Annotated in this window: 23 protein-coding genes and 1 tRNA gene; 16 read left to right on the forward strand and 8 right to left on the reverse strand. The window is 64.5% G+C overall.

Annotated features, from left to right (window positions below; translation table 11 throughout):
- The coding region (locus AWB83_RS06325) for a hypothetical protein (RefSeq protein WP_087043451.1) at window positions 1-336 on the reverse strand (336 nt) is incomplete at its 3' end.
- 211 nt (window positions 337-547) lie between these two features.
- Between AWB83_RS06325 and AWB83_RS06330 the strand changes: the two genes are divergently transcribed.
- On the forward strand, window positions 548-838 hold the full coding sequence (locus AWB83_RS06330; protein WP_087043881.1) for a hypothetical protein: 291 nt from the start codon (window positions 548-550) through the stop codon (window positions 836-838).
- Window positions 839-964: 126 nt separating this feature from the next.
- Entirely contained in the window at window positions 965-1177 is a 213-nt protein-coding gene (locus AWB83_RS06335; RefSeq protein WP_087043452.1) for a hypothetical protein, read from the forward strand.
- Between the two features lie 54 nt (window positions 1178-1231).
- On the opposite strand, the gene AWB83_RS06340 is transcribed toward AWB83_RS06335, so the two are convergent.
- Window positions 1232-1930 carry a TylF/MycF/NovP-related O-methyltransferase gene (locus tag AWB83_RS06340; protein ID WP_159463020.1) on the reverse strand — a complete coding sequence of 233 codons (699 nt, stop codon included), beginning with the start codon at window positions 1928-1930 and terminating at the stop codon, window positions 1232-1234.
- A 199-nt stretch (window positions 1931-2129) separates the two neighbouring features.
- Window positions 2130-2214 (reverse strand) — tRNA-Leu (locus AWB83_RS06345).
- 131 nt (window positions 2215-2345) lie between these two features.
- On the opposite strand from AWB83_RS06345, the gene AWB83_RS06350 reads away from it, so the two are divergent.
- Window positions 2346-2798: a metallophosphoesterase family protein gene (locus AWB83_RS06350; RefSeq protein ID WP_087043454.1), complete on the forward strand. Its 453-nt coding sequence runs from the start codon at window positions 2346-2348 to the stop codon at window positions 2796-2798.
- A 68-nt stretch (window positions 2799-2866) separates the two neighbouring features.
- On the opposite strand, the gene proP is transcribed toward AWB83_RS06350, so the two are convergent.
- The 3 genes from proP to argA form a co-directional block, all read right to left on the reverse strand.
- On the reverse strand, window positions 2867-4342 hold the full coding sequence (gene proP, locus AWB83_RS06355; RefSeq protein WP_087043455.1) for a glycine betaine/L-proline transporter ProP: 1476 nt from the start codon (window positions 4340-4342) through the stop codon (window positions 2867-2869).
- A gap of 666 nt (window positions 4343-5008) precedes the next feature.
- Entirely contained in the window at window positions 5009-5281 is a 273-nt protein-coding gene (locus AWB83_RS06360) for an oxidative damage protection protein (RefSeq protein WP_087043456.1), read from the reverse strand.
- A gap of 70 nt (window positions 5282-5351) precedes the next feature.
- Window positions 5352-6722 (reverse strand): amino-acid N-acetyltransferase, encoded by a 1371-nt coding sequence (argA, locus tag AWB83_RS06365; protein WP_087043457.1) that lies wholly within the window; start codon window positions 6720-6722, stop codon window positions 5352-5354.
- Window positions 6723-6744: 22 nt separating this feature from the next.
- Here argA and hrpA point away from each other — a divergent pair, with 22 nt between their 5' ends.
- The 6 genes from hrpA (at window position 6745) to AWB83_RS06395 (ending at window position 16001) form a co-directional block, all read left to right on the forward strand.
- Window positions 6745-11277: an ATP-dependent RNA helicase HrpA gene (gene hrpA, locus AWB83_RS06370; protein WP_087043458.1), complete on the forward strand. Its 4533-nt coding sequence runs from the start codon at window positions 6745-6747 to the stop codon at window positions 11275-11277.
- A 143-nt stretch (window positions 11278-11420) separates the two neighbouring features.
- Window positions 11421-12446, forward strand: coding sequence for a YVTN family beta-propeller repeat protein (locus tag AWB83_RS06375; RefSeq protein WP_244197603.1), 1026 nt, complete (start codon window positions 11421-11423; stop codon window positions 12444-12446).
- Window positions 12447-12526: 80 nt separating this feature from the next.
- Window positions 12527-13546, forward strand: a complete 1020-nt coding sequence (locus AWB83_RS06380; RefSeq protein ID WP_087043459.1) for a sterol desaturase family protein — start codon at window positions 12527-12529, stop codon at window positions 13544-13546.
- A gap of 76 nt (window positions 13547-13622) precedes the next feature.
- Window positions 13623-14459 (forward strand): EI24 domain-containing protein, encoded by an 837-nt coding sequence (locus AWB83_RS06385; protein ID WP_087043460.1) that lies wholly within the window; start codon window positions 13623-13625, stop codon window positions 14457-14459.
- A gap of 31 nt (window positions 14460-14490) precedes the next feature.
- Window positions 14491-15309 (forward strand): competence/damage-inducible protein A, encoded by an 819-nt coding sequence (locus tag AWB83_RS06390; protein ID WP_087043461.1) that lies wholly within the window; start codon window positions 14491-14493, stop codon window positions 15307-15309.
- Window positions 15306-16001 (forward strand): copper homeostasis protein CutC, encoded by a 696-nt coding sequence (locus AWB83_RS06395; protein ID WP_087043462.1) that lies wholly within the window; start codon window positions 15306-15308, stop codon window positions 15999-16001. The genes AWB83_RS06390 and AWB83_RS06395 overlap by 4 nt, the downstream gene beginning before the upstream one ends.
- A gap of 9 nt (window positions 16002-16010) precedes the next feature.
- Here the strand turns inward: AWB83_RS06395 and AWB83_RS06400 are convergent, their stop codons facing one another.
- Window positions 16011-16475 carry a rhodanese-like domain-containing protein gene (locus AWB83_RS06400; RefSeq protein ID WP_087043463.1) on the reverse strand — a complete coding sequence of 155 codons (465 nt, stop codon included), beginning with the start codon at window positions 16473-16475 and terminating at the stop codon, window positions 16011-16013.
- Between the two features lie 368 nt (window positions 16476-16843).
- Between AWB83_RS06400 and glnA the strand changes: the two genes are divergently transcribed.
- The 3 genes from glnA (at window position 16844) to ntrC (ending at window position 21207) form a co-directional block, all read left to right on the forward strand.
- Window positions 16844-18259 carry a type I glutamate--ammonia ligase gene (gene glnA / locus AWB83_RS06405; protein WP_087043464.1) on the forward strand — a complete coding sequence of 472 codons (1416 nt, stop codon included), beginning with the start codon at window positions 16844-16846 and terminating at the stop codon, window positions 18257-18259.
- A 172-nt stretch (window positions 18260-18431) separates the two neighbouring features.
- Window positions 18432-19574, forward strand: coding sequence for a nitrogen regulation protein NR(II) (glnL, locus tag AWB83_RS06410; RefSeq protein WP_087043465.1), 1143 nt, complete (start codon window positions 18432-18434; stop codon window positions 19572-19574).
- A gap of 136 nt (window positions 19575-19710) precedes the next feature.
- Window positions 19711-21207 (forward strand): nitrogen regulation protein NR(I), encoded by a 1497-nt coding sequence (gene ntrC, locus AWB83_RS06415; protein ID WP_087043466.1) that lies wholly within the window; start codon window positions 19711-19713, stop codon window positions 21205-21207.
- An 18-nt stretch (window positions 21208-21225) separates the two neighbouring features.
- Here the strand turns inward: ntrC and xth are convergent, their stop codons facing one another.
- Window positions 21226-22008 (reverse strand): exodeoxyribonuclease III, encoded by a 783-nt coding sequence (xth, locus tag AWB83_RS06420; RefSeq protein ID WP_087043467.1) that lies wholly within the window; start codon window positions 22006-22008, stop codon window positions 21226-21228.
- Between the two features lie 229 nt (window positions 22009-22237).
- Between xth and AWB83_RS06425 the strand changes: the two genes are divergently transcribed.
- The 4 genes from AWB83_RS06425 to kdpA all read left to right on the forward strand — a co-directional run bounded on the left by AWB83_RS06425 (window position 22238) and on the right by kdpA (window position 25142).
- Window positions 22238-23005, forward strand: a complete 768-nt coding sequence (locus AWB83_RS06425) for a hypothetical protein (protein ID WP_244197604.1) — start codon at window positions 22238-22240, stop codon at window positions 23003-23005.
- Between the two features lie 171 nt (window positions 23006-23176).
- The gene (locus tag AWB83_RS36940; RefSeq protein WP_208636717.1) at window positions 23177-23284 is read left to right on the forward strand and encodes a potassium ABC transporter ATPase; all 108 of its coding nucleotides are present in this window, start codon (window positions 23177-23179) and stop codon (window positions 23282-23284) included.
- Window positions 23281-23376: a K(+)-transporting ATPase subunit F gene (gene kdpF, locus AWB83_RS06430; RefSeq protein ID WP_087043468.1), complete on the forward strand. Its 96-nt coding sequence runs from the start codon at window positions 23281-23283 to the stop codon at window positions 23374-23376. Before AWB83_RS36940 ends, kdpF begins: the two co-directional genes overlap by 4 nt.
- Window positions 23373-25142: a potassium-transporting ATPase subunit KdpA gene (gene kdpA / locus AWB83_RS06435; protein WP_087043469.1), complete on the forward strand. Its 1770-nt coding sequence runs from the start codon at window positions 23373-23375 to the stop codon at window positions 25140-25142. The genes kdpF and kdpA overlap by 4 nt, the downstream gene beginning before the upstream one ends.
- The last annotated feature ends 55 nt before the right edge of the window (window positions 25143-25197 follow it).

Below are 25197 nucleotides of genomic sequence, written 5' to 3' on the forward strand. Positions count from 1 at the left end.
GGGTGGCTTGGGCGCGAGCGCCGCGGGCACGAGCCACTGGAAGCCGGTCATGGACTGCTCGCTGAACGTGCATTCGGCAGCGGCGGACGTCCGGCCCGGCTTGGTTGCGGGCGGCTTCGGCGGATATTCGATCGTACCGTGCACGATGACCCGCGAGCCATGATAGCCGGCGCCGGATCCGGTGATTTTCAACGGCGCGCTCGCGGCGCCGGGGTAGTCCGCGCGCATCTTGTCCTTGCAGGCTTCGACGTTCTTGTAGTACGACGTGCAGCCGGCGAGATACGTGAGCGGAACGGAGAGCAGGAGCAGCAGGAAGAGGCGAGGGCGATGATTCATCGATGAATTCGGTCGATGCCCGATGCCGCGAGGCGCACCGGAGCGTGATGAGAGTCGGGGCGAAGCTTTATAACATGCGCGGCCGTGAATCACTGTAGTGCATCGCGGCGCGCCGTGCGCGCCGCGCGACGGCTTGTTTTGCCGAGCGAACCGGTAGCACAATCGGCACTGGCATTCTTCGAGTGCGTTTCGACTGATGGAGACGACCGCCATGCAGAAGGACATCGAAGTAGGCGATTACCTGCTCGCCATGCAGGCCGTGCCCAGGCCGCGCGAGGCCGAGGGCGACGCGGACGCGGACGCGGCGCCGTCCGAAGGATACGCGATCCGCGTGCGCGTGACCCGGCTCGACCAGAAGCCGGTGCATGGCGCGAAGCTTGCGGACGACTCCGGCGAAATGACGGGCGACCACGGCCTGTTCGACACCGTTGCCGAGGCCATCGCGCACGGCGAGGCGTGGGGGCGGCATTACATCGCGCGGGTTCTGGGGCATGCGGTGTAGCGGCGGGGTATGCGAAAGCAGGGGCTTGCTCCCCGCATGAGACGGGTGCAGGGCGGCGGCGCGCATCGCTAGACTTTGCCTCGTCGACCGGATTACGGCCGACGCCAGTCAGTCGCGGAGGCCGCCATGATGCCCGTTGCCCTTTACATCACGCCGAACTACATCGCCTCGGTCCGAAAGGGCAAGACGCGGGATTCATTCGGCGGCACGGTGCGCTTCATCGGCGTGGACGCGCTGCCGTTCGATATCGAGCACGTGTGCCTGCTCGATCGCGATACGCCGATGGAGGCGCTGTTCGATGCCGTAAGGGACGCGGAGCGGTTGTTGAACGCGGTGTGAGCGGGCCACTGGCCTCGGTCGCAAACGCGACCGGCACGGATCCGGGCGTTTTCGTCAGGAGACTTGGAGAACGGCGTTGTGGGTCGAGTCCACGAGCGTGACGTTCCTGTGCCGCTGAAGAAACTCGTCCGTCGCCTGCTTACATCCTCCGTAGTCTTTATAGTCGTCGAGGATGATGAACCCGCCTGGCGACATGAGAGGAAGCGTCGTTTCGAGACACAGGGTCACCGGATCGAACCAGTCGCAATCGATATGCGCGAAAGCGATCTTCCTGACCGTCCAGTGTGGCAGCGTGTCTTCGAACAGACCGGGTAGCAGGCTGACCCGCTTGCCGTCGACCGGAATGCCATATTCCGAGAAGCTGCGCTTCACCTTCGACAGCAAGTCCGGTTCATAGCCGTAATATCGGTCACCGCCAATTCCTTCGGACCGACCGCTGGCGATTACCCGATATCGTTCGTGCGATTTTTCATCGTCTTTCGGTCCGGGCGCCGGGATCATCCCGAACAGATCGAGACCAACGAAGCGTCTGGGTCTGTCCATTCGCCTCGCGATGAAAATCCCCGAGCCTCCCAGCGCGACACCGAATTCGACAAAATCTCCGGGTACGTGCTGCGCTTGAACCTGCTGGATGCACTGAGCGATGTTTTCCAGCTTCGCAGCCGGAAGATAGGTCAGTTTCGACGCGGCAATTTCACTGACCGACAGCGGAGGCAATTCCTTTCTGAATAGGTTTCGAACATGTTCAAGCAAGGTCGCTCTCCCGGGCGGATCGTTCGACAGGATGATAGCGCAATGGTCTGAAGCGACGTCGGCCGATGTCCCCGCATCGGGAGCGCGATGCGTTGCGTGGTCGAGCGCGCGATGCGCCCTCGAATAGCGGGACTTGCGAGAGAAGGGGCGCGCTGATTTCGTTGCTGATCCAGCGCAGGCGAAGTGGCTGGATGATCCTTGGTGCCGGGGACCGGACTCGAACCGGCAAGCCGTTAGGCGGCGGATTTTAAGTCCGCTATGTTTACCAATTTCATCACCCCGGCAGGGCGGACGCGATTCTACCACCGCGCCCACATGCGCCAAAAGCGCGGTGCGCGCCGGAAAGCAGGCTATTCGACAAGGTTTCGGCCCTCCCGCATAATCGGTGGCACCGATCCAGGCGCGAGGAGCCGTGATGCGCGTCGGCCTCATCTCCGATACCCACAATCTCGTGCGCCCCGAAGCGCTCGAAGCGCTGCACGGCTGTGCGCACATCATTCACGCGGGCGACATCTGCAAGCACGACGTGCTCGACACGCTCGCGCCACTCGCGCCGCTCACGGTCGTGCGCGGCAACAACGATGTGGGCGAAAGCGTCGCGCAACTGCCGGAGCATGCGCGCATCGAACTGGGCGGCGCGACGATCCACATCGTGCACGACATCGCCGATGTGCCCGACAAGCTCGACGGCGTCGATGTCGTCGTGACGGGCCATTCGCACAAGCCGCTCATCGAGCGTCGCGGCGACGTGCTGTTCGTGAATCCGGGCAGCGCGGGCCCGCGTCGCTTCAAGTTGCCGATCACGCTCGCCTTGCTCGACATCGACGCAGACAGGATCGACGCGCGCATCATTCCGCTTGTGCCATAACAAAAACAAAAAGGGCCGGCGCTCAAAGCGCCAGCCCTTTGCCAACTCAAACCGTCACAGCCGAACGCTTACGCGCGCACGGTGCCTTCCGGGAACGCATCGTCCATTTCGGCGGCCTCGCGATGGCCGCGCAGGATCGCATGCGCCTCCGAGTGCGAGCCGACTGCCGGCGGCGAGCCCTTCAGCGGCTTCTTCGCCGTCTCGTGCAGCGCGATGACCGACACGATGCCGATGACCGAAGCACCCATCAGGTAGTACGCGGGCATCATCAGGTTGCCGGTCCTGTCGACGAGCCAGGCCGTGACGAGCGGCGTCGTGCCCCCGAACAGCGACACCGACACGTTGAAGCCGATCGCGAGCGCGCCGTAGCGGATCTTCGTCGGGAAGAGGGCCGGCAGCGACGACGGCATCACGCCCGTGAAGGTCGACAGCAGCGCGCCGAGAATCATCATGCCCGCGAAGATCGACGGGATCGTGCCCATGCGGATCAGCGAGAGCGCCGGGATCGAGAGCACCAGCAGGCCGATACAGCCCGCGAGCATCACCGGCTTGCGGCCGACCGCATCCGAGAGACGACCCGCGAAGAGCGTCAGCGGCATCATCAGCACCATCACGACGAGCACGATGAAGAGGCCGTGCGTCTCGTTGAACTTGAGCGTCGCCGACAGATAGCTCGGCAGATACGACAGCGCCATGTAGTCGGTCACGTTGAAGATCAGCACGAGGCCCACGCATTGCAGCAGCGGCTTCCATTGCTGGATGAGCGTCTCGCGGAACTGTTCCTTGGTCGTTTCGTGCGACACCGCTTCCGCCTTCTCGGCTTCACGCTGGAACGCCGGCGTCTCTTCGAGCTTCATCCGGATGTAGAGACCGATCAGGCCGAGCGGACCCGCGATGATGAACGGAATGCGCCAGCCCCACGAGAGCAGCGCGTTCTCCGAGAGCACCGCGGTCAGCACCGCGACCACGCCCGCGCCGAGCACATAGCCGACGAGCGTGCCGAACTCGAGGAAGCTCGACATGAAGCCGCGCTTCTTGTCCGGCGAAAACTCGGCGATGAAGGTCGCCGCTCCACCGTACTCGCCGCCCGTCGAGAAGCCCTGCACCAGACGCGCGACCAGCAGCAGCACCGGCGCCATCACGCCAATGCTCTCGTAGCTCGGAATCAGCCCGATACAGAAGGTGCCGACGGCCATCATGATCATCGTCATCGCGAGCACGCGCTTGCGGCCGATGCGGTCGCCGAGCGGGCCGAACACCATGCCGCCGATCGGGCGCACGAGGAACGCGGCCGCGAACGTGCCGAAGGTCGCCAGCAACTGCGCGGCCGGGCTGCTCGACGGGAAGAACACCTTGCCGAGCGTCACGGCGATGTAGCTGTAGACGCCGAAGTCGAACCATTCCATCGCGTTACCGATGGCCATGGCGCCGACGGCGCGCTTCAACAGGAACTGATCGACGATGGTGATGTCGTCGATGGTGAGATCCGACTTCTGACTCGATGTATCGCGTTTGCGCCAAAGGCCCTCGTGAAGGGTGGACATAGTTCGAAAGACTCCGTATTCGATCCCGATGACTCGCGGGGAGCCTCGGGCGCGTCGCCGGAAAGACGACGCGTATTGCCGGGACAGTGTAGTTTCGCGACGGCGCCGCTTCGCATCGAAAAGCGATCGCCAATGGCCCCACGCAGCATCTCGATTGAAGCAGATGCTGAAGATTGAAACGCAAACGCGGTGCCGGTGCCTCGCGGTGAGTCGCGAAACTGCACTCGGGTAAAACAAACGAATTTGACGTGCGGACGGCGAACTCGGTGAGCTGCCGCGGGTGGGCCGCGACGTCGGCGAAAAAACAGCTTGAGACGAAAAAGGCCGGCGTGAGTCTGGCAAAACCAGCTAAAAAACCGACGCGCCTCTTTGTATGAAAACGGTCACTACCACGCTGCGCCCGAGAGAAAATGCGCCGGACTCATGCGCGTGAATGAGGGTGAATTACTGTTGAAAACAGGAAGATGATAACACGATGACAGACGATGTGCAAACCGGCCCATCCGGACGAGCTTGTCTGATCACGCTATCCCTTGTCCCGCCTGGGATAGCGCCGGGTTTCGTCCCGTTCGTCCGATGATCCATTCGGACCATTTTGCCGGGCGCGCGGACAACAAAAAACCGGCCGCACGGGGCCGGTTCTCGCCAGACGGCTGGAGCGCCGATTCAGCCTTGCGGCGGCACGTAGCCCGAAGCCGTGTCGGCGCCTTCGCCGAAGAAGTACTTCTCGGTCTGCTTGAGCAGATACTGGCGCGCGCGGGGATCGGCCATGTTCAGGCGATTCTCGTTGATGAGCATCGTCTGCTGCTTGAGCCAGCCTTGCCAGGCTTCCTTCGAGATCGTTTCGTAGATGCGCTTGCCGAGCTCGCCCGGCAGCGGCGGAAAATCCAGTCCTTCGGCTTCCTTGCCGAGCTTCGCGCATTGAATCATTCGGGCCATCGTGGGTTTCTCCTGTGTCGGGGTAGCGGGACGCGCGGGTTTCGTGACTGTCGCGCGTCCGGAATATTGTTCAAAGCTGTTTCATCAGCACGAGCGATTTGCGCTGCCAGTTATAGAGGCGCCGGCGATCCTCGGGCAGATCGTCCACGGTCACCTTCACGAAGCCGCGCTTCAGGAACCAGTGCTCGGTGCGCGTCGTCAGCACGAAGATGCGCGTGAGCCCGCGCGCGCGGGCGCGCTGCTCGATCCGTTTCAGGAGGCGCTCGCCGTCGCCCGAGCCCTGCGCTTCCGGCGCGACAGTCAGGCACGCCATCTCGCCGATGCGCTCGTGCGTGTACGGATAGAGCGCCGCGCAGCCGAACAGCACGCCGTCGTGCTCGATGACCGAGAAGTGGTCGATGTCCCGTTCGATCTGGTGACGTCCGCGCTTCACGAGCGTGCCGTCGGATTCGAGCGGCTCGATCAGGGTGAGAATGCCGCCGACGTCGTCCGGCGTCGCCTCGCGCAGGCTCTCGAGGTTCTCGTACGAGATCATCGTGCCGACGCCGTCGTGCAGGAACAGTTCGAGCAGCACGCTGCCGTCGAGCGCGTACGGAATGATGTGGCCGCGCGCGACGCCGCCGCGGCAGGCGCGAATCGTGTGCTTCAGATAGAACGCGGTGTCGCCCTGCAGCTCGCCGCTTTCCTGCAGGCGGTACGCATCGTCGAGCGACATTTCGCGCACGAGCGCGCCTTCCTGGTCGACCAGACCCGGGATTTCCGTCACGAAGATGATCTTGTCGGCGCGCAGCGCGATCGCCGCGGCCGAGGCGACGTCTTCCATCGACAGATTGAACGCCTCGCCGGTCGGCGAAAAGCCGAGCGGGGAGAGCAGCACCAGCTTGTTGCTCGCGAGCGACTGGCGCACGGAATCGCCGTCGATCTTGCGCACGACGCCCGTGTGCTGGAAATCGACGCCATCGAGAATGCCGACCGGCCGCGCCGTCACGAAGTTGCCCGACACGACGCTGATGTGCGCGTGCGCCATCGGCGTGTTCGGCAAGCCCTGGCTGATCGCGGCCTCGATGTCGAGACGCACTTCGCCGGCCGCTTCCTTCGCGGATTCGAGCGCGCGGGCATCGGTGATACGCAAGCCGTGCGAGAACGACGACTCGACGCCGTGCAGGCTCAGCTGCTCGTCGAGCTGCGGACGCGAGCCGTGCACGAGCACGACGTGGATGCCCATCGCGTGCAGCAGGCCGACGTCCTGCACGAGCGCATTCAGGCGTCCTTCCTGCACCAGCTCCCCGCCGAACGCGACGACGAAGGTCTTGTTCCGGAACGCGTGAATATACGGCGCGACAGAGCGCATCCAGTCGACGAACTGGGCGTGGGGATTCGGCGCGTCGGGCTCTGCTGCAGCCGGCTGCGACGCGATGGTGAGGTCGGTTTGGGAATTCATCCCGGGATTATAATGCGACGCTATGCCGAATGTTTCTCGTCCCTCGCGTCCCGATCAGGCGGGCAAGTCTCAGTCCGCCGACAAATCCCCCGATACTCAGGAGCAGTTGCGACAACTGCGTGAAAATCTGCTGCGCGAAGCGCGGGAGGGAGCGGGCGCGTCCGGCGATTCCACGGCGTTGAGCAAGAAGGAACTGGCCGCGCGGCGATTCGCGGGCGGGACGGGCGGTGGAGCGGCCGCGGCTGCGGCGCAACAGAAGGGCGGCGAGCGCGGTAAGGCCGGTAATGTGCCGAGCGCGCCCGGCGCTTCCGCGGCCTTGAAGCAAGCACCTGCGACATCGGCGGTTCGGCAGGCGCAAGCCGTGCAGCCGCCGAAAAATCCACGCGACGTGGCGCAGGCGAAGGACGCGGCGTCTCCGAAAGCCAATCGCGCTCCGGCGCGTGAGTCGCGTCCCGAACCCGAACGTTCCGCTGCGGCACGCGCAAGGCACGACGATGCACGACGCGGGCAGGACAATCGCCCGCCGCGCGACGCGACGAAGCGTGCCGAACGACCGCAGCGCAGCGCCCACGCAAAACCGGCCGAGCCGCGCAAGCCCGAAGCGCAGCGCTCCGAGCCCGCGCTCGCCGCCGAACGTGCGCCCGCCGCTCGCGAGCCCCGCGAACCCCGCGAACAACGCCCGCCGCGCCCGCCGCGAGAATCGCGCGTCGTCACGCCGAATCCCGTTCCGCCGATCACCTTCCCCGAGGCGCTCCCGGTCTCCGGCCGCCGCGAGGAAATCGCACGCGCGATCGAAGCGAATCAGGTCGTGATCGTCAGCGGCGAAACCGGCTCGGGCAAGACCACGCAACTCCCGAAAATCTGCCTGTCGCTCGGACGCGGGCCCGGCGCGGGCGGCAGCGGCCTGATCGGCCACACGCAGCCGCGCCGCATCGCGGCTTCGGCGACGGGCAGGCGCATCGCGGAAGAACTCGGCACGCCGTTCGGCGAAGTCGTCGGCTACAAGGTGCGCTTCACGGATAACCTCGCGCCGGGCGCGTCGGTCAAGCTGATGACCGACGGCATCCTGCTCGCGGAAACGCAGACCGATCCGCTGCTCAAGGCCTACGACACGATCATCATCGACGAGGCGCACGAGCGCAGCCTCAACATCGACTTTCTGCTCGGCTATCTGAAGGAAATCCTGCCGAAGCGGCCGGATCTGAAGCTGATCGTCACGTCCGCGACCATCGACGCCGAGCGCTTCGCGCGCCATTTCGGCAGCGAGGACAACCCCGCGCCGGTGATCGAGGTGAGCGGGCGTCTGTATCCGGTGGAAGTGCGCTATCGGCCGGTCGAGGAGGAAAGCGTGGCGGTGAAGTCCGCTCAGGGCACGCTGCCGAGAAGAAACGACCGCAGGACCGACCGCGATCTGATGGAAGCGATCGTCGATGCCGTGGACGAGTTGTGCCGCGTCGGCCCGGGCGACGTGCTCGTGTTCCTGCCCGGCGAGCGCGAGATCCGCGACGCCGCCGAGGCGCTCCGAAAGCACCATCCGCCGCACACCGAAATCCTGCCGCTCTTCGCGCGCCTCTCTGCGCAGGAGCAGGAGCGCGTGTTCAGGCCGTCGAACGCGCGGCGCATCGTGCTCGCGACCAACGTCGCGGAAACCTCGCTGACGGTGCCGGGCATTCGCTATGTCGTCGATACCGGAACGGCGCGCGTGAAGCGCTATTCGTACCGGAACAAGGTCGAGCAATTGCAGATCGAGCCGGTTTCGCAGGCGGCGGCGAACCAGCGTGCCGGCCGCTGCGGGCGCGTCGCGGACGGCGTGTGCATCCGTCTTTATGACGAAGCGGATTTTCAGGCGCGGCCGCGTTTCACCGATCCGGAAATCTTGCGCTCGTCGCTCGCGTCCGTGATTCTGCGCATGAAGTCGCTGCATCTGACGGCGATCGAAACGTTCCCGTTCATCGAGCCGCCGCCGGGCCGCGCGATCGCGGACGGCTATCAGCTGCTGAACGAGCTCGGCGCCGTCGATGACGAAAACGAACTGACGCCGCTCGGCCGCGAGCTCGTGCGCCTGCCGCTCGATCCGCGCGTCGGCCGCATGATTCTCGCCGCGCGCGACCATCATGCGCTGAAGGAGGTGCTGATCATCGCGTCGGCGTTGTCGGTGCAGGATCCGCGCGAGCGGCCGATCGAGGCGCAGGAGCAGGCGGATCAGGCGCATCGCCAGTTCGTCGACGAGCGCTCCGAATTCCTGCAATGGACGCGCATCTGGAAGTGGTTCGAGGACGCCGTCGCGCACAAGAAGTCGAACCGCCAGCTCGCCGATGCGTGCCGCGCGAACTTCCTCTCGCATCTGCGTCTGCGCGAATGGCGCGACGTGCACTCGCAATTGCTGACGGTCGTGCGCGAGCACGGCTGGCGCCTGAACGAGTCGGACGCGACTTTCGAGCAGGTGCATCTGTCGCTGCTGACGGGCCTGCTCGGCAACGTCGGTCTCAAGGCCGACGACGAGCCGCACTATCTCGGCGCGCGCGGCATCAAGTTCCATCTGTGGCCGGGCTCGGCGCTCCTGAAGAAAGCGGGGCGCTGGGTGATGGCGGGCGAGCTCGTCGAGACGAGCCGGCTGTACGCGCGCACCATCGCGAGGATCGAGCCGGAATGGCTCGAAACCGTGGGCGGGCATCTGCTGAAGAAGTCGCTGTCCGACGCGCATTGGGAAAAGAAAGCCGCGCAGGTCGTCGCGTACGAGCGCGCCACTTTGTACGGCCTGACGGTCTACGCGCGGCGTCGCGTGAGCTTCGGCCAGCAGGACCCGAAGCATGCGCGCGAACTGTTCATCCGCGGCGCGCTGGTCGAAGGCGAGTTCGAGACGCGCCTGCCGTTCTTCGCGCACAACCGCAAGCTGGTCGCCGACATCGAGCAGCTGGAGCACAAGTCGCGCCGCCAGGACGTGCTCGTCGACGACGAACTGATCTACGGCTTCTACGATTCGCTGATTCCCGAAGGCATGTGGACGGGCGCGGCGTTCGAGCGCTGGTATCGCGACGAGCAGAAGAAGCCGGGCAACGAGAAGCTGCTGTTCCTCTCGCGCGACGACCTGATGCGCCACGAAGCCGCCGGCGTCACGACCGATCTGTTCCCGAAGCGCATGACGATGTCGGGCATCGAGATGTCGCTCACGTATCACTTCGAGCCGGGCTCGCCGCGCGATGGCGTCACGCTCACGGTGCCGCTCTACGGGCTGAATCAGGTCGATGCGCGGTGGGTCGAATGGCTCGTGCCGGGCATGATCCGGGAGAAGGCGCAGCTCCTGCTCAAATCGCTGCCGCAGAAGCTGCGGCGTCATGTTGTGCCATTGCCGGAATACGCGGCGGGTTTCGCCGAGCGTCACGCAGGGCCGAAGTTCGGCGCGGGCGCGCTCGTCGATTCGTTGATCGCGGATATCCGCGGAGAGACGCAAATCGCCGTGAAGAGCGCGGACTTCAAGCTCGAAACACTGCCCGCGCACCTTTTCATGAATTTCAAGGTGATCGACGAGCACGGCCGCCAGCTCGCGATGGGCCGCAATCTCGCGCAATTGCGCGCCGAGCTGGGCGGTCAGGCGCAGCAGCAGTTTCAGAAGCTGACGGCGACGGCGGCGTTCGACGCCCTGTCGGGCGAGGCGGGCGCGCAGCCGGCGCAGCAAACGCCGCAAACGGGCGAAAGCACCGCGCTTTACGAAAACCTCACGACCTGGAACTTCGGCAAGCTGCCCGAATTGCTGGAAATCCGCCGGCGCGGGCAGACCCTGTTCGGCTATCCGGCGCTCGTCGATCGCGGCACGCACTGCGATGTCGAAGTGTTCGATTCGCCCGAGGAGGCGGCGCGCATTCATCGCGCGGGCTTGCGGCGGCTGTTCGCGCTGCAGCTGCGCGAGCCGATCCGCTATCTGGAGAAGAACCTGCCGGGCCTGCGCGAAATGTCGATGCAATACATGGCGCTCGGCACGCCGGACGAGCTGCGCGATCAGATCGTCGAGACGGCGCTGGATCGCGCATGCCTGCAAGACCCGCTTCCCGACGACGACGCCGGCTTCCACGCCCGCCGCGACGCGGCCAAAGGGCGTCTCACGCTGCTCGCGCAGGAAATCGCGCGGCTCGTCGGCGCGATCCTGACGGAATATGCCGCGCTCGCGAAAAAGCTCACGCAGGCGAAATCTTTCGCCTCGGCCTACGCCGACATGCAGGCGCAGCTCGGCGCGCTGATCGGCAAGCGCTTCGTGATCGATACGCCGTACGCGCAGCTCGTGCACTTCCCGCGCTATCTGAAGGGAATCGGGCTGCGCATCGACAAGCTCAAGGCCGATCCGGCCCGCGACGCGCGCCTGCTCGCCGAGCTGCAGCCGCTCGCGCAGCACTATCAGCGCGCGCTGTCGCAGCGCGGCGGCGTCGCGGATGCGCGGCTCGCCGAGTATCGCTGGCTGCTGGAAGAACTGCGCGTGTCGCTTTTCGCGCAGGAATTGCGCACGCCGATGCCGGTCTCGGTGAAGCGCCTCCACAAGGTCTGGGAATCGATGCAGCGCTGAGGCTGGGCGCGGCCGTCGCCCGCGCCGAATTTCCGTCATTTCTTGCGCCGCCGCAGCGTATTGCGCAAAAAGCCGCTGCCGGTCAACGCGCCGCGCGGGGCAAACGTTCTACAATGACGCCTGCCTCCCGAAGCCAACTTTTCATGCGCAATATTTTCCGTTCCAGCCGCCATTCCGGCCGCTTCCGTGCGGCTGCCGCACGCGCCGCGCTCGCTACCGGCGCCGCCCTCATCGCCACCGCAGCATTCGCCAACAACGTCATCGTGCTCAATTCGGCGGAAGCCACGCTGAGCCTGATCGACGAGAACACGCGCCAGGTCGTCGGCACCGTGCCGACGGGCAAGGAGCCGCACCATCTGATGCCGACGCCCGACAGCTCGTCGCTGATCGTCGCGAATTCGGTGTCGAACAACCTGATGTTCGTCGACCCGAAAACCGGCGCATTCCAGCGCTGGGTGCAGGACATCGAGGACCCGTACCAGATCGGCTTCTCGCCGGACAAGAAATGGTTCGTGTCGACGGGCCTGCGCCTCGACCGCCTCGATATCTACCACTACGACGGCAAGAACCTCTCCATCGCGAAGCGCCTGCCGCTCGCGACGATGCCGAGCCACATCGCGTTCACCAACGACAGCACGACCGCGTTCATCTCGCTGCAGGTATCCGGTGAGATCGCCGCGATCGACCTGGCGACGCAGACCGTGAAATGGAAGATGAAGGTCGGCAAGGTGCCGGCGGGCGTCTGGCTCACGCCGGGCGACAAGTATCTGCTCGTCGGCATGACGGGCGCGGATTACGTGGCCGTGGTCGACTGGCGCAACCAGAAGGTCGTCAAGACGATCACGACGGGCAAGGGCGCGCACAACTTCCGCTCGCTCGTGGACGGCAAGCATGTCGCCGTGTCGAACCGCGTGGCGAACACGATCAGCATCATCGACGAGGACACGCTCACGAATGTCGGCGACATCACCGGCCTGCTGCCGGGCCCGGACGACATGGAACTTTCCGCAGACAAGAAGTATCTGTGGGTGACGTTCCGCTTCGCGAAGCATGTCGGCGTGATCGACCTTGCGGATCGTAAGCTGATCCAGACCATCAAGGTCGGCCGCTCGCCGCACGGCATTTACTTCTACAACCGCGCGCCGGTGACGGCGCCGAACGGCGCGTAAGGCAGATCGTGTGGGGCGCCCTGCAACCGAGGGCGCCCTGTACTACGATTGAAGCAGGCATTACGGCATCACGGAGCACCATGTTTCATTCCATTCTCTCGGCTCTCGACAGTTTCGTTTCGTCGCTGCAGACGCTGCTCTACGTCGACGTGGTCCAGCCGGTGCTGTTCAAGACCGGCATGATGGACTACGACGAGGACACCTACGACGCGCTCTACTGGGTGATCGTCGGCGTACTGGAAGTGCTCGCGATGTACGCCATCCTGCGCCCGCTCGAAGCGTTCCGCCCCGCGGAAGAATGGAAGGACCGAAAGGGCGTGCGCGTGGACGTGCTCTACACGTGGATCGTCAAGCTCGGCATCCTCAACCTGTTTTTCTTCTTCACGTTCCAGCCGCTCTTCGATTCGCTGCAAAGCTGGCTGCGCATGCACAACGTGCCGAATCTCGAGATCGACAACCTGTGGCCGGGTGTCACCACCCAGCCGCTCGTCACCTTCGTCATCTATCTGCTCATTCTCGACTTCGCGGGCTACTGGTATCACCGCCTGGAGCATCGCTTCGGCATCTGGTGGGAATTGCATGCGGTGCATCACAGCCAGCAGAAGATGTCGCTGTGGACGGACGACCGCAACCATCTGCTCGACGACATCCTGCAGGCGAGCTTTTTCGCGTGTGTCGCGCTCGTGATCGGCGTGGAGCCGTCGCAGTTCGTCGTGCTCGTCGCCATCACCAATTTCATGCAGAGCCTGCAGCACGCGAACATCCGCCTGCACTACGGCTGGCTGGGCGACCGGATCGTCGTGAGTCCGGCGTTCCATCGCCGTCATCACGCGATCGGCTTCGGCCACGAAGGCACCACATACGGCTGCAATTTCGGCGTGCTGTTCTCCTTCTGGGACATCCTGTTCCGCTCGGCGTCGTTCGAGCGCGCCGTCGAGCCGACCGGCATCCGCGACCAGCTCGGCGCGCCGGGCGTCGCGCCCGTCCATTACGGCGACGGCTTTTTCGAGCAGCACTGGCTCGCGTTCAAGCGCATCGCCGCGCGTCTGTCCGCGCGCCGCGCGGGCGCGTCCGCCTCGGACAACTCGGCGGCCGTCTGAGCTTTTCCCGTGAAACCGGCGCCGGCGGGCGGCGCTGGTTTATCCTGTCGGTTCCTCTTCCTTCTACGAATCACGCATGAATGACTTGTTGCGTTCGTTCGTGCGCGCGCTTGCGAACGTCTTTCATCCGCGCATGCTCTGGCTGACGCTGATGCCGTTCGGCGTCGCCACCGTGGTATGGGGCGCGCTCCTCTGGTTCTTCTGGCAGACGCTCACGGGCGCGGCGAACAGCTGGCTCGACGGCTGGGCGCTCACCTCGGCCATGTACCGTCTCTTCGATACGGTCGGCTTCTCGTCGCTGCATGCGGTGATCGCGCCGTTCCTGGTCGTCATCATGACGATTCCGCTGATCGTCGTGACCGTGCTCCTGCTGATCGCGACGCTCTCGATGCCGGGTGTCGTCAAGCTGCTCACGCGCCAGCCGAAGGGGCATTACGCGTCGCTGGAAGAGCGGCGCGGCGGCTCGTGGTACGGCAGTCTCGGGCATTCCGTCGTGACGACGGTGGTGTGTCTCGTGCTGCTGGTCGTCACGCTGCCCTTATGGCTGATTCCGCCGTTCTTCGCGCTCGTTCCGCCGCTGCTGTGGGGCTGGCTCACGTATCGCGTGATGACTTACGACGCGCTCGCGCTGCACGCGAGTGCCGACGAACGCCGCGCGATCGTGCGCGATGCGCGCTGGCCGTTGCTGGCGATCGGCATCGTGAGCGGCCTGCTGAGCTCCGTGCCGACGATGCTCTGGGCATGGTCCGTCTGGCTGTTGCCGCTTTTCCCAGTGGTCGCCGTCGTGACGATCTGGGCGTATGCGTTCATCCTCGTGTTTTCCGCGCTCTGGTTCGCGCATTACTGTCTGCACGCGCTCCAGCGCCTGCGCGCGAGCGAGCTGCACTATCCGGCGATCACGGTCGAATCCTGATTCGCACCATCGAACAAGAAAAGGGGCATTCATGGGCATTGGCGTCATCATCGTCGGCGACGAGATCCTGTCCGGCCGCCGCAGCGACAAGCATTTGCCGAAAATCATCGAATTGCTGGGCGCGCGTGGCCTGTCGCTCGATTGGGCCGAGTACGTCGGCGACGATCCCGCGCGCATCACCGCGACGCTCGCGCGCACCTTCGCGTCGGGCGACATCGTGTTCTCGACGGGCGGCATCGGCGCGACGCCGGACGATCACACCCGCCAGTGCGCGGCGAAGGCGCTCGGGCGTCCGCTCGAACTGCATCCGGAAGCCGCCGAGCTGATTCGCGCGCGCATCCGCGACACGGCGGCCCAGGCGGGCAAGCCGGCCGATCTGGAGTCGCCCGAGAATCTGCACCGGCTGAACATGGGCACGTTTCCGCAGGGCGCGGAGATCATCCCGAACAGCTACAACAAGATCCCGGGCTTTTCCGTCGGCGATCATCATTTCGTGCCGGGCTTTCCGGTGATGGCCTGGCCGATGATCGAATGGGTGCTGGACACGAAGTACGCGCATCTGCATCACGCGACGCCCTACGTCGAACGCTCGCTGCTCGTGTTCGGGCTGCCCGAGTCGCGCATCACGCCGCTGATGGTGGCGATCGAGCGCGATTTCGAGGGCGTGCGCGCGTTCAGCCTGCCGAGCGTGGGCGATGCGGCGCGCGGCGCGCTCTATGCGCGCTCGCATATCGATCTGGGCGTGAAGGGCGATCCCGAGAGGGCCAACGCCGCGTTCGACGTATTGCGCGAGGGCGTGATCGCGCTGGGCGGCGAGGTGGTGGAAGTGCCGCCGGAGGAAGCGAAGTGAGCCTGCTGGAAGTCATCGCGACGACCGTAGCCGATGCGCGCGCGGCGCAGCGCGGCGGCGCCGACCGGCTGGAGCTCGTCACCGCGATGGGCGAGGGCGGGCTGACGCCGAGCATCGGGCTGATCGAAGCGGTGGTGGAAGCGGTGGGCATTCCGGTGAACGTGATCGTACGGCCGCACAGCCGCTCCTTCGTCTACGATGCCGACGATTACGCGGTCATCACCCGCGACGTGCGCGCGATCGCGAAGACCGATGCGAACGCGATCGTGGTGGGCATGCTGCGCGCCAACGGCGAAGTCGATACCGGCGGCCTCGCGCGCGTGATCGAGGCAGCGGACGGCCTGCCGCTCACGTTCCACCGCGCGTTCGATGAGGCGCGCGATCTTTTCTCCGCGTTCGAGACCCTGCTGCGATTCGATGCGGTGACGAACGTGCTGACTTCAGGCGGCAAGCCATCCGTTCTGGAAGCCCGAGCGACGATCGCGAGGCTCGTGGAAAGGGCGGCGGGAACGCGCTGCGCGGTGCTGGCAGGCGCCGGGCTCAGCGTGGATGCGGTCGCGCCATTCGTCGCATCCACGGGTGTTCGTGCGGTGCATTTCGGCTCGGGCGTGCGCGTCGATGGAAACGCGCTCGCGCCCGTCGATGAGGCAAGGGTCAGGCGCGTGCGCGCATTGCTCGACGCGTCGAACTAGGCAGGCCGCTCAAGCCCCGATCCAGGGCAGCCCGCGGAAGCACCATCCCGCCACGGTTTTCCGATGCCCCTGTCCATCCTTGTCGCCTTCGAACCCTTCGAGCAGGTCGTACGCCTTTGCATAGCCTTCCTTCTGCGCCGCGATTGCAGCCAGCTTCGAGCGGGCCGCGCTGCGGCACAAAAAAACCACGGGCGTATCGGGAGTGGCGACCTGTCGCAATTGTTCGATAAACTCAGCGTTCGGCACCGAACCGGGATAGCGGATCCACTCGATATGGGCGTACTGCGCGCCGTCGATCGCCGGGCGGCCCACCCAGTCGAGTTCCGCGCGGGTGCGCACGTCGATGAGGCGCGCGCGCGGGTCGAGTTGCAGCAGTTCGAACGCTTCGGCTGGCGAGAAGGCGCCGGCATAGGTCAGGTTGTTTTCGGCGGCGCGGCGTTCGGCCTGGCCATAAAGTTGTTCCAGCGTGCTCATGGCGCGTTGTCTCCGGTAAAGCGCAAAAGATCATTCTAGCCTGACGCGGCTGAACCGAAGCCTCCGCCTTTGTCGCAGCAAGTGCATCGAACTGGTGCATATTCAGACGAATGCACCAGATTGATGCCTTGGCCGGAGCAGTCCTAAACTGGCGCACCAAACAGGTGCGCAGCGCGAAAGCGACGAGTCGGACCGCGCCTCGCAGTAGCGAAGTCGTTTCACCCAAACGCGCGCTGCTTCAAGCGCTTAGCGCAAGGTTGGTGCGCTTGGCACGGAAGCTGCTTTTTGATCCTCGATTAGTAGCGATGTACGGAATTGGTCGAGGCGGCGAAGCAATTCGCCGACTTTTGTTAATCAGGAGATAGGTAATGAGTAAATCCGTGGCCGACGTCATGCAACTCGTCAAGGACGAGGACGTCAAGTTCGTCGACTTCCGTTTCACCGACACGCGCGGCAAAGAACAACACGTTTCCGTGCCGGTTTCGGCATTCGACGAAGACAAATTTGAAAGCGGCCACGCTTTCGACGGTTCGTCCATCGCCGGCTGGAAGGGCATCGAAGCGTCGGACATGCTGCTCGTCCCGGACGCGGACACCGCCTTCATCGACCCGTTCTATGAAGAGTCGACGCTCGTTCTGACCTGCGACGTGGTCGAGCCCGCCGACGGCAAGGGCTACGAGCGCGACCCGCGCTCGCTCTCGAAGCGCGCGGAAGCCTATCTCAAGAGCTCGGGCCTGGGCGATACCGCCTACTTCGGTCCGGAGCCGGAATTCTTCATTTTCGACTCGGTGCAGTGGAACACGGATCAGTCGGGCACGTTCGTTAAGATCGGCTCCGAAGAAGCACCGTGGTCGTCGGGCAAGGAATTCGAAGGCGGCAACACCGGCCACCGTCCGGGCACGAAGGGCGGCTACTTCCCGGTAGCGCCTGTCGACACCTTCCAGGACATCCGTTCGGAAATGTGTCTGCTGCTCGAACAGATCGGCATCCCGGTCGAAGTGCACCACCACGAAGTGGCGGGCCAGGGCCAGAACGAAATCGGCACGAAGTTCTCGACGCTGGTTCAGCGCGCCGACTGGCTGCAGCAGATGAAGTACATCATCCACAACGTGGCGCACACGTACGGCAAGACGGCGACCTTCATGCCGAAGCCGGTCGTCGGCGACAACGGCTCGGGCATGCACGTTCACCAGTCGATCTGGAAGGACGGCCAGAACCTGTTCGCGGGCAACGGCTATGCCGGCCTGTCGGAATTCGCGCTGTTCTACATCGGCGGCATCATCAAGCATGCTCGCGCGCTGAACGCGATCACGAACCCGGGTACGAACTCGTACAAGCGTCTCGTGCCGCACTTCGAAGCGCCCGTGAAGCTCGCTTACTCGGCGCGCAACCGTTCGGCCTCGATCCGTATTCCGCACGTGTCGAATCCGAAGGGCCGCCGCATCGAAACGCGCTTCCCGGATCCGCTCGCGAACCCGTACCTGTGCTTCTCCGCGCTGATGATGGCGGGTCTCGACGGCGTGCAGAACAAGATCCACCCGGGCGAAGCCGCCGACAAGAATCTGTACGACCTGCCGCCGGAAGAAGACGCGAAGATCCCGACCGTGTGCGCGGGCCTCGACCAGGCACTCGACGCGCTCGACGCGGATCGCGAGTTCCTGACGCGCGGCGGCGTGTTCACGGACTCGATGCTCGACGCATACATCGAACTGAAGACGAACGAGCTGCAGCGTTATCGTCAGGCGGTGCATCCGATCGAGTTCGAGATGTACTACTCGCTGTAAGCATGACGCCAGCGCGTTTCCTCGAAAGCAGTTCGACGAAGCGCGCGGCGCATGCCATAGGGTGACCAAAAAGGGACGGCGTGCCGTCCCTTTTTTAATCGCCGCGATTTCCTGCGCGGTTTCCTGAATCGAGAAGAAGATCGGTGTCACGAACGACCTCATTCATTGCACGATGGTGCTCAAGAATCTGATCAAGGCCCGCAAAGGCCACGCCGACGCGCTCTCCGACGACGCCCAGCTCGCGGCGAGCGGTCTTCTGCCGGGATTCGAGGCGCTGCCCACGAACGTGCTCGTTCTGGACATGCGCAGTCTCAAGATCGCGTACGCGAATCCTTCGGCCGAAGCGATGCTGGAGATGTCGCGCAGGCAGCTGACGCAGATGAACTGGGCGGAGCTCTTCGCCAACGCCGAGGAACTCGCGACCACGATCGCGTCGATCGCGGAGAACCGCTTCAACGCGACGCGGCTCGATGCCGTGCTCGAGCGTCCCAACCGCGAGGCGGTGCATGTGCATGCGATCGTCGGATATCTGGAAGCCGCCACCGACTACGTGCTGCTCGAGCTCTTCGAGAACGAGCGTCACCTGCGCACCGACAGGGAAGAGCGCATCCACGATCTCACGGCGGTCAACAAGCAGCTGATCCGCAATCTCGCGCACGAGATCAAGAACCCGCTCGGCGGCATCCGCGGCGCGGCGCAACTGCTCGAATTCGAGCTCGGCGCGCGCGAACGCGACGAGCTGCGCGAGTACACGCAGGTCATCATCAAGGAATCGGATCGCCTGCAGACGCTCGTCGACCGATTGCTGGAGCCGCACCGGCATCCGCATATCGTCGGCGACGTGAACATCCACGAAGTATGCGAGCGCGTGCGCGCGGTGATCCTCGCGGAGTTTCCGCGCGGCCTCACGATCGAGCGCGACTACGACGTGAGCGTGCCGGACCTGCGCGGCGACAAGGAGCAGCTGATCCAGGCGCTGCTGAACATCGTGCGCAACGCGGCCGAGGCGCTCAAGGAGCGCATCTCGCAAGGCGATGCGAAGATCGAGCTGCGCACGCGCATCGCGCGCAAGGTGACGATCGGCAAAAAGCTGCACAAACTGGCACTGGACTTGCATATCACTGACAACGGTCCCGGCATCCCCAGCGAGATCCGCGACCGGATCTTCTTTCCGCTCGTGTCGGGCCGGGAAGACGGCAGCGGTCTCGGCCTCACGCTCGCGCAATCGTTCGTGCATCAGCATGACGGCTTGATCGAAGTGGAGAGCAGGCCGGGCTGCACCGAGTTCGCCATCCTGTTGCCGTTTGAGAATTGAAACCCGTTTGATCACCGACATCACGCCAGGAAGTCACAGGCCGCCGTCAACATAGGCCGCGTCCGCATCACGCTTTGAAGCCTGACCGTTTCGACGGGCTCACACCGAACCATACGAAGACTTCTCGCCGAACGATATGAAGCCGATCTGGATAGTAGACGACGACCAATCCATCCGCTGGGTGCTGGAAAAAGCGCTCGCACGAGAGAATTTCACGACGCGCAGCTTCTCGGGCGTGCGCGATGCGCTCGCCGCGCTCGAGCAGGAAAGCCCGCAGGTGCTCGTGTCGGATATCCGCATGCCGGGCGGCTCCGGGCTCGAACTGCTGCAGACCGTGCGCGACCGTCTGCCGGGATTGCCGGTCATCATCATGACGGCGTTCTCCGATCTCGACAGCGCGGTGGCCGCGTTTCAGGGCGGTGCATTCGAATATCTCGCCAAGCCTTTCGACGTGGACAAGGCCGTCGAGCTGATCCGCCGCGCGGTGGACGAAAGCATGCGCGGCGAAGCGGCGTATGACGAGCGCGTGACCGAAACGCCCGAGATGCTCGGGCAGGCGCCCGCGATGCAGGACATGTTCCGCGCCATCGGCCGTTTGTCCCATTCGGCGGCGACCGTGCTCATCACGGGCGAATCAGGCACCGGAAAGGAGCTTGTTGCGCGCGCTTTGCACCGACATAGCCCGCGCGCGAACGGACCCTTCATCGCGCTGAACACGGCGGCGATTCCGAAGGATCTGCTGGAATCCGAACTGTTCGGCCACGAGCGCGGCGCGTTCACCGGCGCGCAGGCGATGCGCCAGGGCCGCTTCGAGCAGGCCGAGAACGGCACGCTCTTTCTCGATGAAATCGGCGACATGCCGTTCGACCTGCAGACGCGCCTGTTGCGCGTGCTGTCCGACGGGCAGTTCTATCGCGTGGGCGGGCACAATCCGTTGAAGGCCAACGTGCGCGTGATCGCGGCGACGCATCAGAATCTCGAATCGCGCGTGCGGCAGGGTCTGTTCCGCGAGGACTTGTATCACCGCCTGAACGTGATCCGCCTGCGTCTGCCGGCATTGCGCGAGCGCAGCGAGGACATTCCGCTGCTCACGCGCCATTTCCTGCAGAAGAGCGCGCGCGATCTCGGCGTGGAACCCAAGCGCGTGTCGGACGATGCGCTCGCGTATCTCGCGTCGCTGCCCTTTCCCGGCAATGTGCGTCAGCTGGAGAACCTGTGCAACTGGCTCACGGTGATGGCGCCCGCGCAGGTGATCGAGCGGAAGGACCTGCCGCCCGATCTCACGCCGCGCCAGGACGCTACGCCGGAGGCCATCGCGGTTTCGACCGACGGCACGGTGGCCGCGGCGCCGGTCGCGCCGAACGGCACGGGCGCGGCCGCCGCGTCGGTCGCAGCTACGGTCCAGGGCGTTTCCGCGAGCGTATGGGAGAACGGCTTGCGCACGGAAGTCGCGCGCCTGCTGCGCGAGAACTCCGCCGACGTCATGGACGAGCTCGCACGCCGTTTCGAAGCCGCGGTGATCCGCGAGGCGCTCGATTTCACGCGCGGACGCAAGGTGGAAGCGGCGGAGCGGCTGGGCATCGGCCGCAATACGATCACGCGCAAGATCCAGGAACTGCATCTCGACGCGTGATTTCCGTTCGAACCGGGATCAGCCGAGCGTCGCGATGACCGGCGCGTGGTCCGACGGCTGATCCCATTTGCGCGGCACCTTGTCCACTTCACACGACGTGCAAAGCGCCGCCAGCTCCGCCGACAGCAGGATGTGATCGATGCGCAGCCCCGCGTTGCGGCGGAATGCCATCATCCGGTAGTCCCACCACGTGAAGAGCTTCTCGGGCTGCTCGAACTTGCGGAAGGCGTCGGTCAGGCCGAGCTCGATGAGCTGGCTGAAGTGCGCACGCTCTTCGGGCGACACGAGGTTCTGTCCCTCCCACGCTTTCGGGTCGTGCACGTCGCGGTCTTCGGGCGCGATGTTGTAGTCGCCCAGCAGCGCGAGCTTCGGGTGACGCGCCATGTCCCCGCGCAGCCATTCGCGCAGCGCATCCAGCCAGCGCATCTTGTAGGCGAATTTTTCCGAGCCGGGCGCCTGTCCGTTCGGAAAATACGCCGAGATGATCCGCACGCCGTTCACGGTTGCGGCGATCACGCGCTGCTGCAGGTCCTCGAAACCGGGGATGTTGCGCACGACGCTGATTTCGTCGACTTCGAAGCCCGCATCGGCGCGCACCAGAATGCCGACGCCGTTATACGTCTTCTGTCCCGCGAACCAGCTCTTGTAGCCCGCGGCTTCGAGTTCCGCGCGCGGAAACTTCTCGTCGGGAAGCTTCAGTTCCTGCAGGCACAGCACGTCGACGCCCGAAAGCGCGAGCCAGTCGATGACATGCTGCTGTCGGACTTTGAGGGAATTGACGTTCCAGGTGGCGATTTTCATTGCGTGGCCGAAGTGTTAGTTTGGTTATCGTCCGCTTTCGACGATGATCCAGCATGATACCCATAAGCGCGATTGCATCCACGCAACGCATGGGTCGGCACGTTCACGAAAGCGCAACGATCGCGAGTTGATACAATCCGCCCCCGAATGCCGAGCGATGCTTCGATCGACACGATCGCTCACATAATTTTGCAATGCGAATCAAGCTATCGCCAAAGAGGTGACAAACATGACGTCGCCATTCTCTCTCGCCGTCGCCACGCCCACGCGATCCGGCTCTTTCTGCATGGATTACGTCGGCAGCGTTCTGGAGCTGCAGCATCACTGTCTCGGCAAGGGCATCGACTTTCGCTTCCTGCCGCTTGCCAACGTCACGTTGATCGACCTTGCCCGTAACACGCTGGCGAATCGTTTCCTGTGGGAGACGCCATGCACGCACTTGCTGTTCGTCGATGACGACATGGGTTTCCACGCCGGCGAACTCGCGCGGATGTTCGATTACCGCGATCGCGACGTCATCGGCGCGTTGTACCCGCGTCGCGCCTACGACTGGGCGCGCATCAAGCAGGCCGTGCTGAGCCATCCGGACATCGATCCGGCGACGCTGCCCGACATTGCCGCGGATTATCGCGACATGTTCGCGCTGCCGGGCGACGCTCCCACGATGACGGTCAGTCACGAACCGATACCCATGGCCGGCATCCCGAGCGGCCTCATGATGATTTCGCGCGAGTGCCTGATGAAGCTGATCGGGAGCGGGCGCGTGTCGCAGATCAATCCCGGCACCGAGGTGAACGGCCAGGTCGTGAAGCATCCGATCTACGAATTCTTCCGTCAGACGACGATCGATGGAAGAACGCAAGGCGAGGACTATTACTTCTGCTCGCTCGTGAACGCGAGCGGCGCGCAGGTGTGGGGTTGCACGTGGATCCAGGTGACGCACACGGGCGCTCACTCTTTCTACGGGAATCTGCAGAAGATCTCGAGTTATCTGTAGTCGCACCGCGGGAATCGGCTCATGACGGGCCGCGCGCGAGGATCGCATCGCGCGCGGCCCGTCGTCGTTTACACGATTTTTATATCCCGTTTCCGACTCTTGTCGCGCCCTTTACGTCCATTTGCTTAATCTCCACCCTGTCCTGAAACCGCATAAGGGGAGAACACGACAATGGACCTGCTTTACCTCGCCGGCATCGTCCTTTTCTGGGCGCTTTGCGTGGCGCTCACGAGCGGCTGCGAGCGTCTGCGCCGCCGCGTGCCGGGAGGCCGCTCATGAACGGCTGGATGATGTGGCTCGCGGCGGCCTCCACGCTGCTGCTTCTCGTGTACCTCGTGTATGCGCTCCTGCGTGCGGAGGATCTCGAATGAACGCCAATACGTTGATGCAGACGGCGCTTTTCATCGCCGTGCTGATCGCGCTCGCGATTCCGCTCGGGCGCTACATGAGCAACGTGCTCGACGGCAGCTCGGTCGTCGTGCGCAGGATCGGGCGGCCGGTCGAATCCATGCTTTATCGCATCGCCGGCATCGATCCCGATGCCGAAATGTCATGGAAGCACTACGCGCTCGCCGTGCTGCTGTTCAATGCGCTCGGCGCACTCGCGCTGTACGCGCTGCTGCGCCTGCAGGGCATGTTGCCGGTCAATCCGCAAGGCATGGCCGGCATGTCGCCGGATGCCGCGTTCAATACCGCGGTCAGCTTCGTGACCAACACGAACTGGCAGGACTACGGCGGCGAAAGCACGCTCGGCTATCTCGCGCAGATGCTCGGCCTCACCGTGCAGAACTTCCTGTCGGCGGCGACGGGCATCGCCGTGGTCATCGCGCTGATTCGCGGCTTCAAGCGTCATTCGGCGCAGACCATCGGCAACTTCTGGGTCGATCTGACGCGCGTGACGCTCTACGTGCTCGCGCCGCTCGCGCTCGTCTTCGCGCTGGTCTTCGTGAGCCAGGGCGCGATCCAGAACTTCAAGGCGTATCAGGACGTGTCGACGCTTCAGGTGACGACGTATCAGGCGCCCAAAACCGATGCGCAAGGCAACGCCGTGAAGGACGCGAAGGGTAATCCCGTGATGCAGGACCTGAAGGCCGACAAGCAGACGCTGCCGATGGGCCCGGTCGCCTCGCAGGAAGCGATCAAGATGCTCGGCACCAACGGCGGCGGCTTCTTCAACGCCAACTCGGCGCATCCGTACGAGAACCCGACGCCGTTCGCCAACTTCATGCAGATGCTCGCCATGCTGATCATTCCGGCGGCGTTGTGCGTGGTGTTCGGCCGCACGGTCGGCGACAGCCGGCAGGGCTACGCCGTGCTCGCCGCGATGACCATCACATTCGCCGCCGCGTGCGTCGGCGAGATCTCGGCAGAGCAGGCGGGCAACCCGCTTTACGCGTCGCTGCATGTCGACACGCACGCGTCCGCGCTGCAGGCGGGCGGCAACATGGAAGGCAAGGAAACGCGTCTGGGCATTGCGCAGTCGGGCATCTTCACGGTCGCGACGACGGCGGCGTCGTGCGGCGCGGTCGTCAACATGCACGATTCGCTGACGCCGCTCGGCGGCCTCGTGCCGATGCTGCTGATCCAGCTCGGCGAAGTGATCTTCGGCGGCGTCGGCTCGGGTCTCTACGGCATGCTGGTCTTTGCGCTGCTCGCTGTGTTCGTCGCGGGGCTGATGATCGGACGCACACCCGAGTACGTCGGCAAGAAGATCGAATCGTTCGAGATGAAGATGGTTTCCATCGCGATCCTGCTCACGCCCTTGATCGTGCTGGTCGGCACGTCGATCGCCGTGCTCACGGCGGCGGGCACCGCGGGCATCGCGAATCCGGGCGCGCACGGCTTTTCCGAAATCCTCTATGCGTTCAGCTCCGCGGCGAACAACAACGGCAGCGCGTTCGCGGGCCTTTCGGTGAACACGCCGTTCTACAACGCGATGCTCGGCATCGCGATGTGGTTCGGCCGCTTCGGCTCGATCGTGCCGGTGCTCGCCATCGCGGGCTCGCTCGCGGCGAAGAAACGCCTCGCGGCGACGGTCCTGCTCGGCACGCTTCTGCTCGTCGGTGCGCTCACCTATGTGCCCGCGCTCGCGCTCGGCCCCATCGTCGAGCACATCACGATGATCGCAGGCCATTGATTTCCGAGGACAGCATGAATCAACAGAATCAAACGCCGATGCACCGTCCCGAGAA

Source organism: Caballeronia ptereochthonis (assembly GCF_001545075.1).
Classification (GTDB): domain Bacteria; phylum Pseudomonadota; class Gammaproteobacteria; order Burkholderiales; family Burkholderiaceae; genus Caballeronia; species Caballeronia ptereochthonis.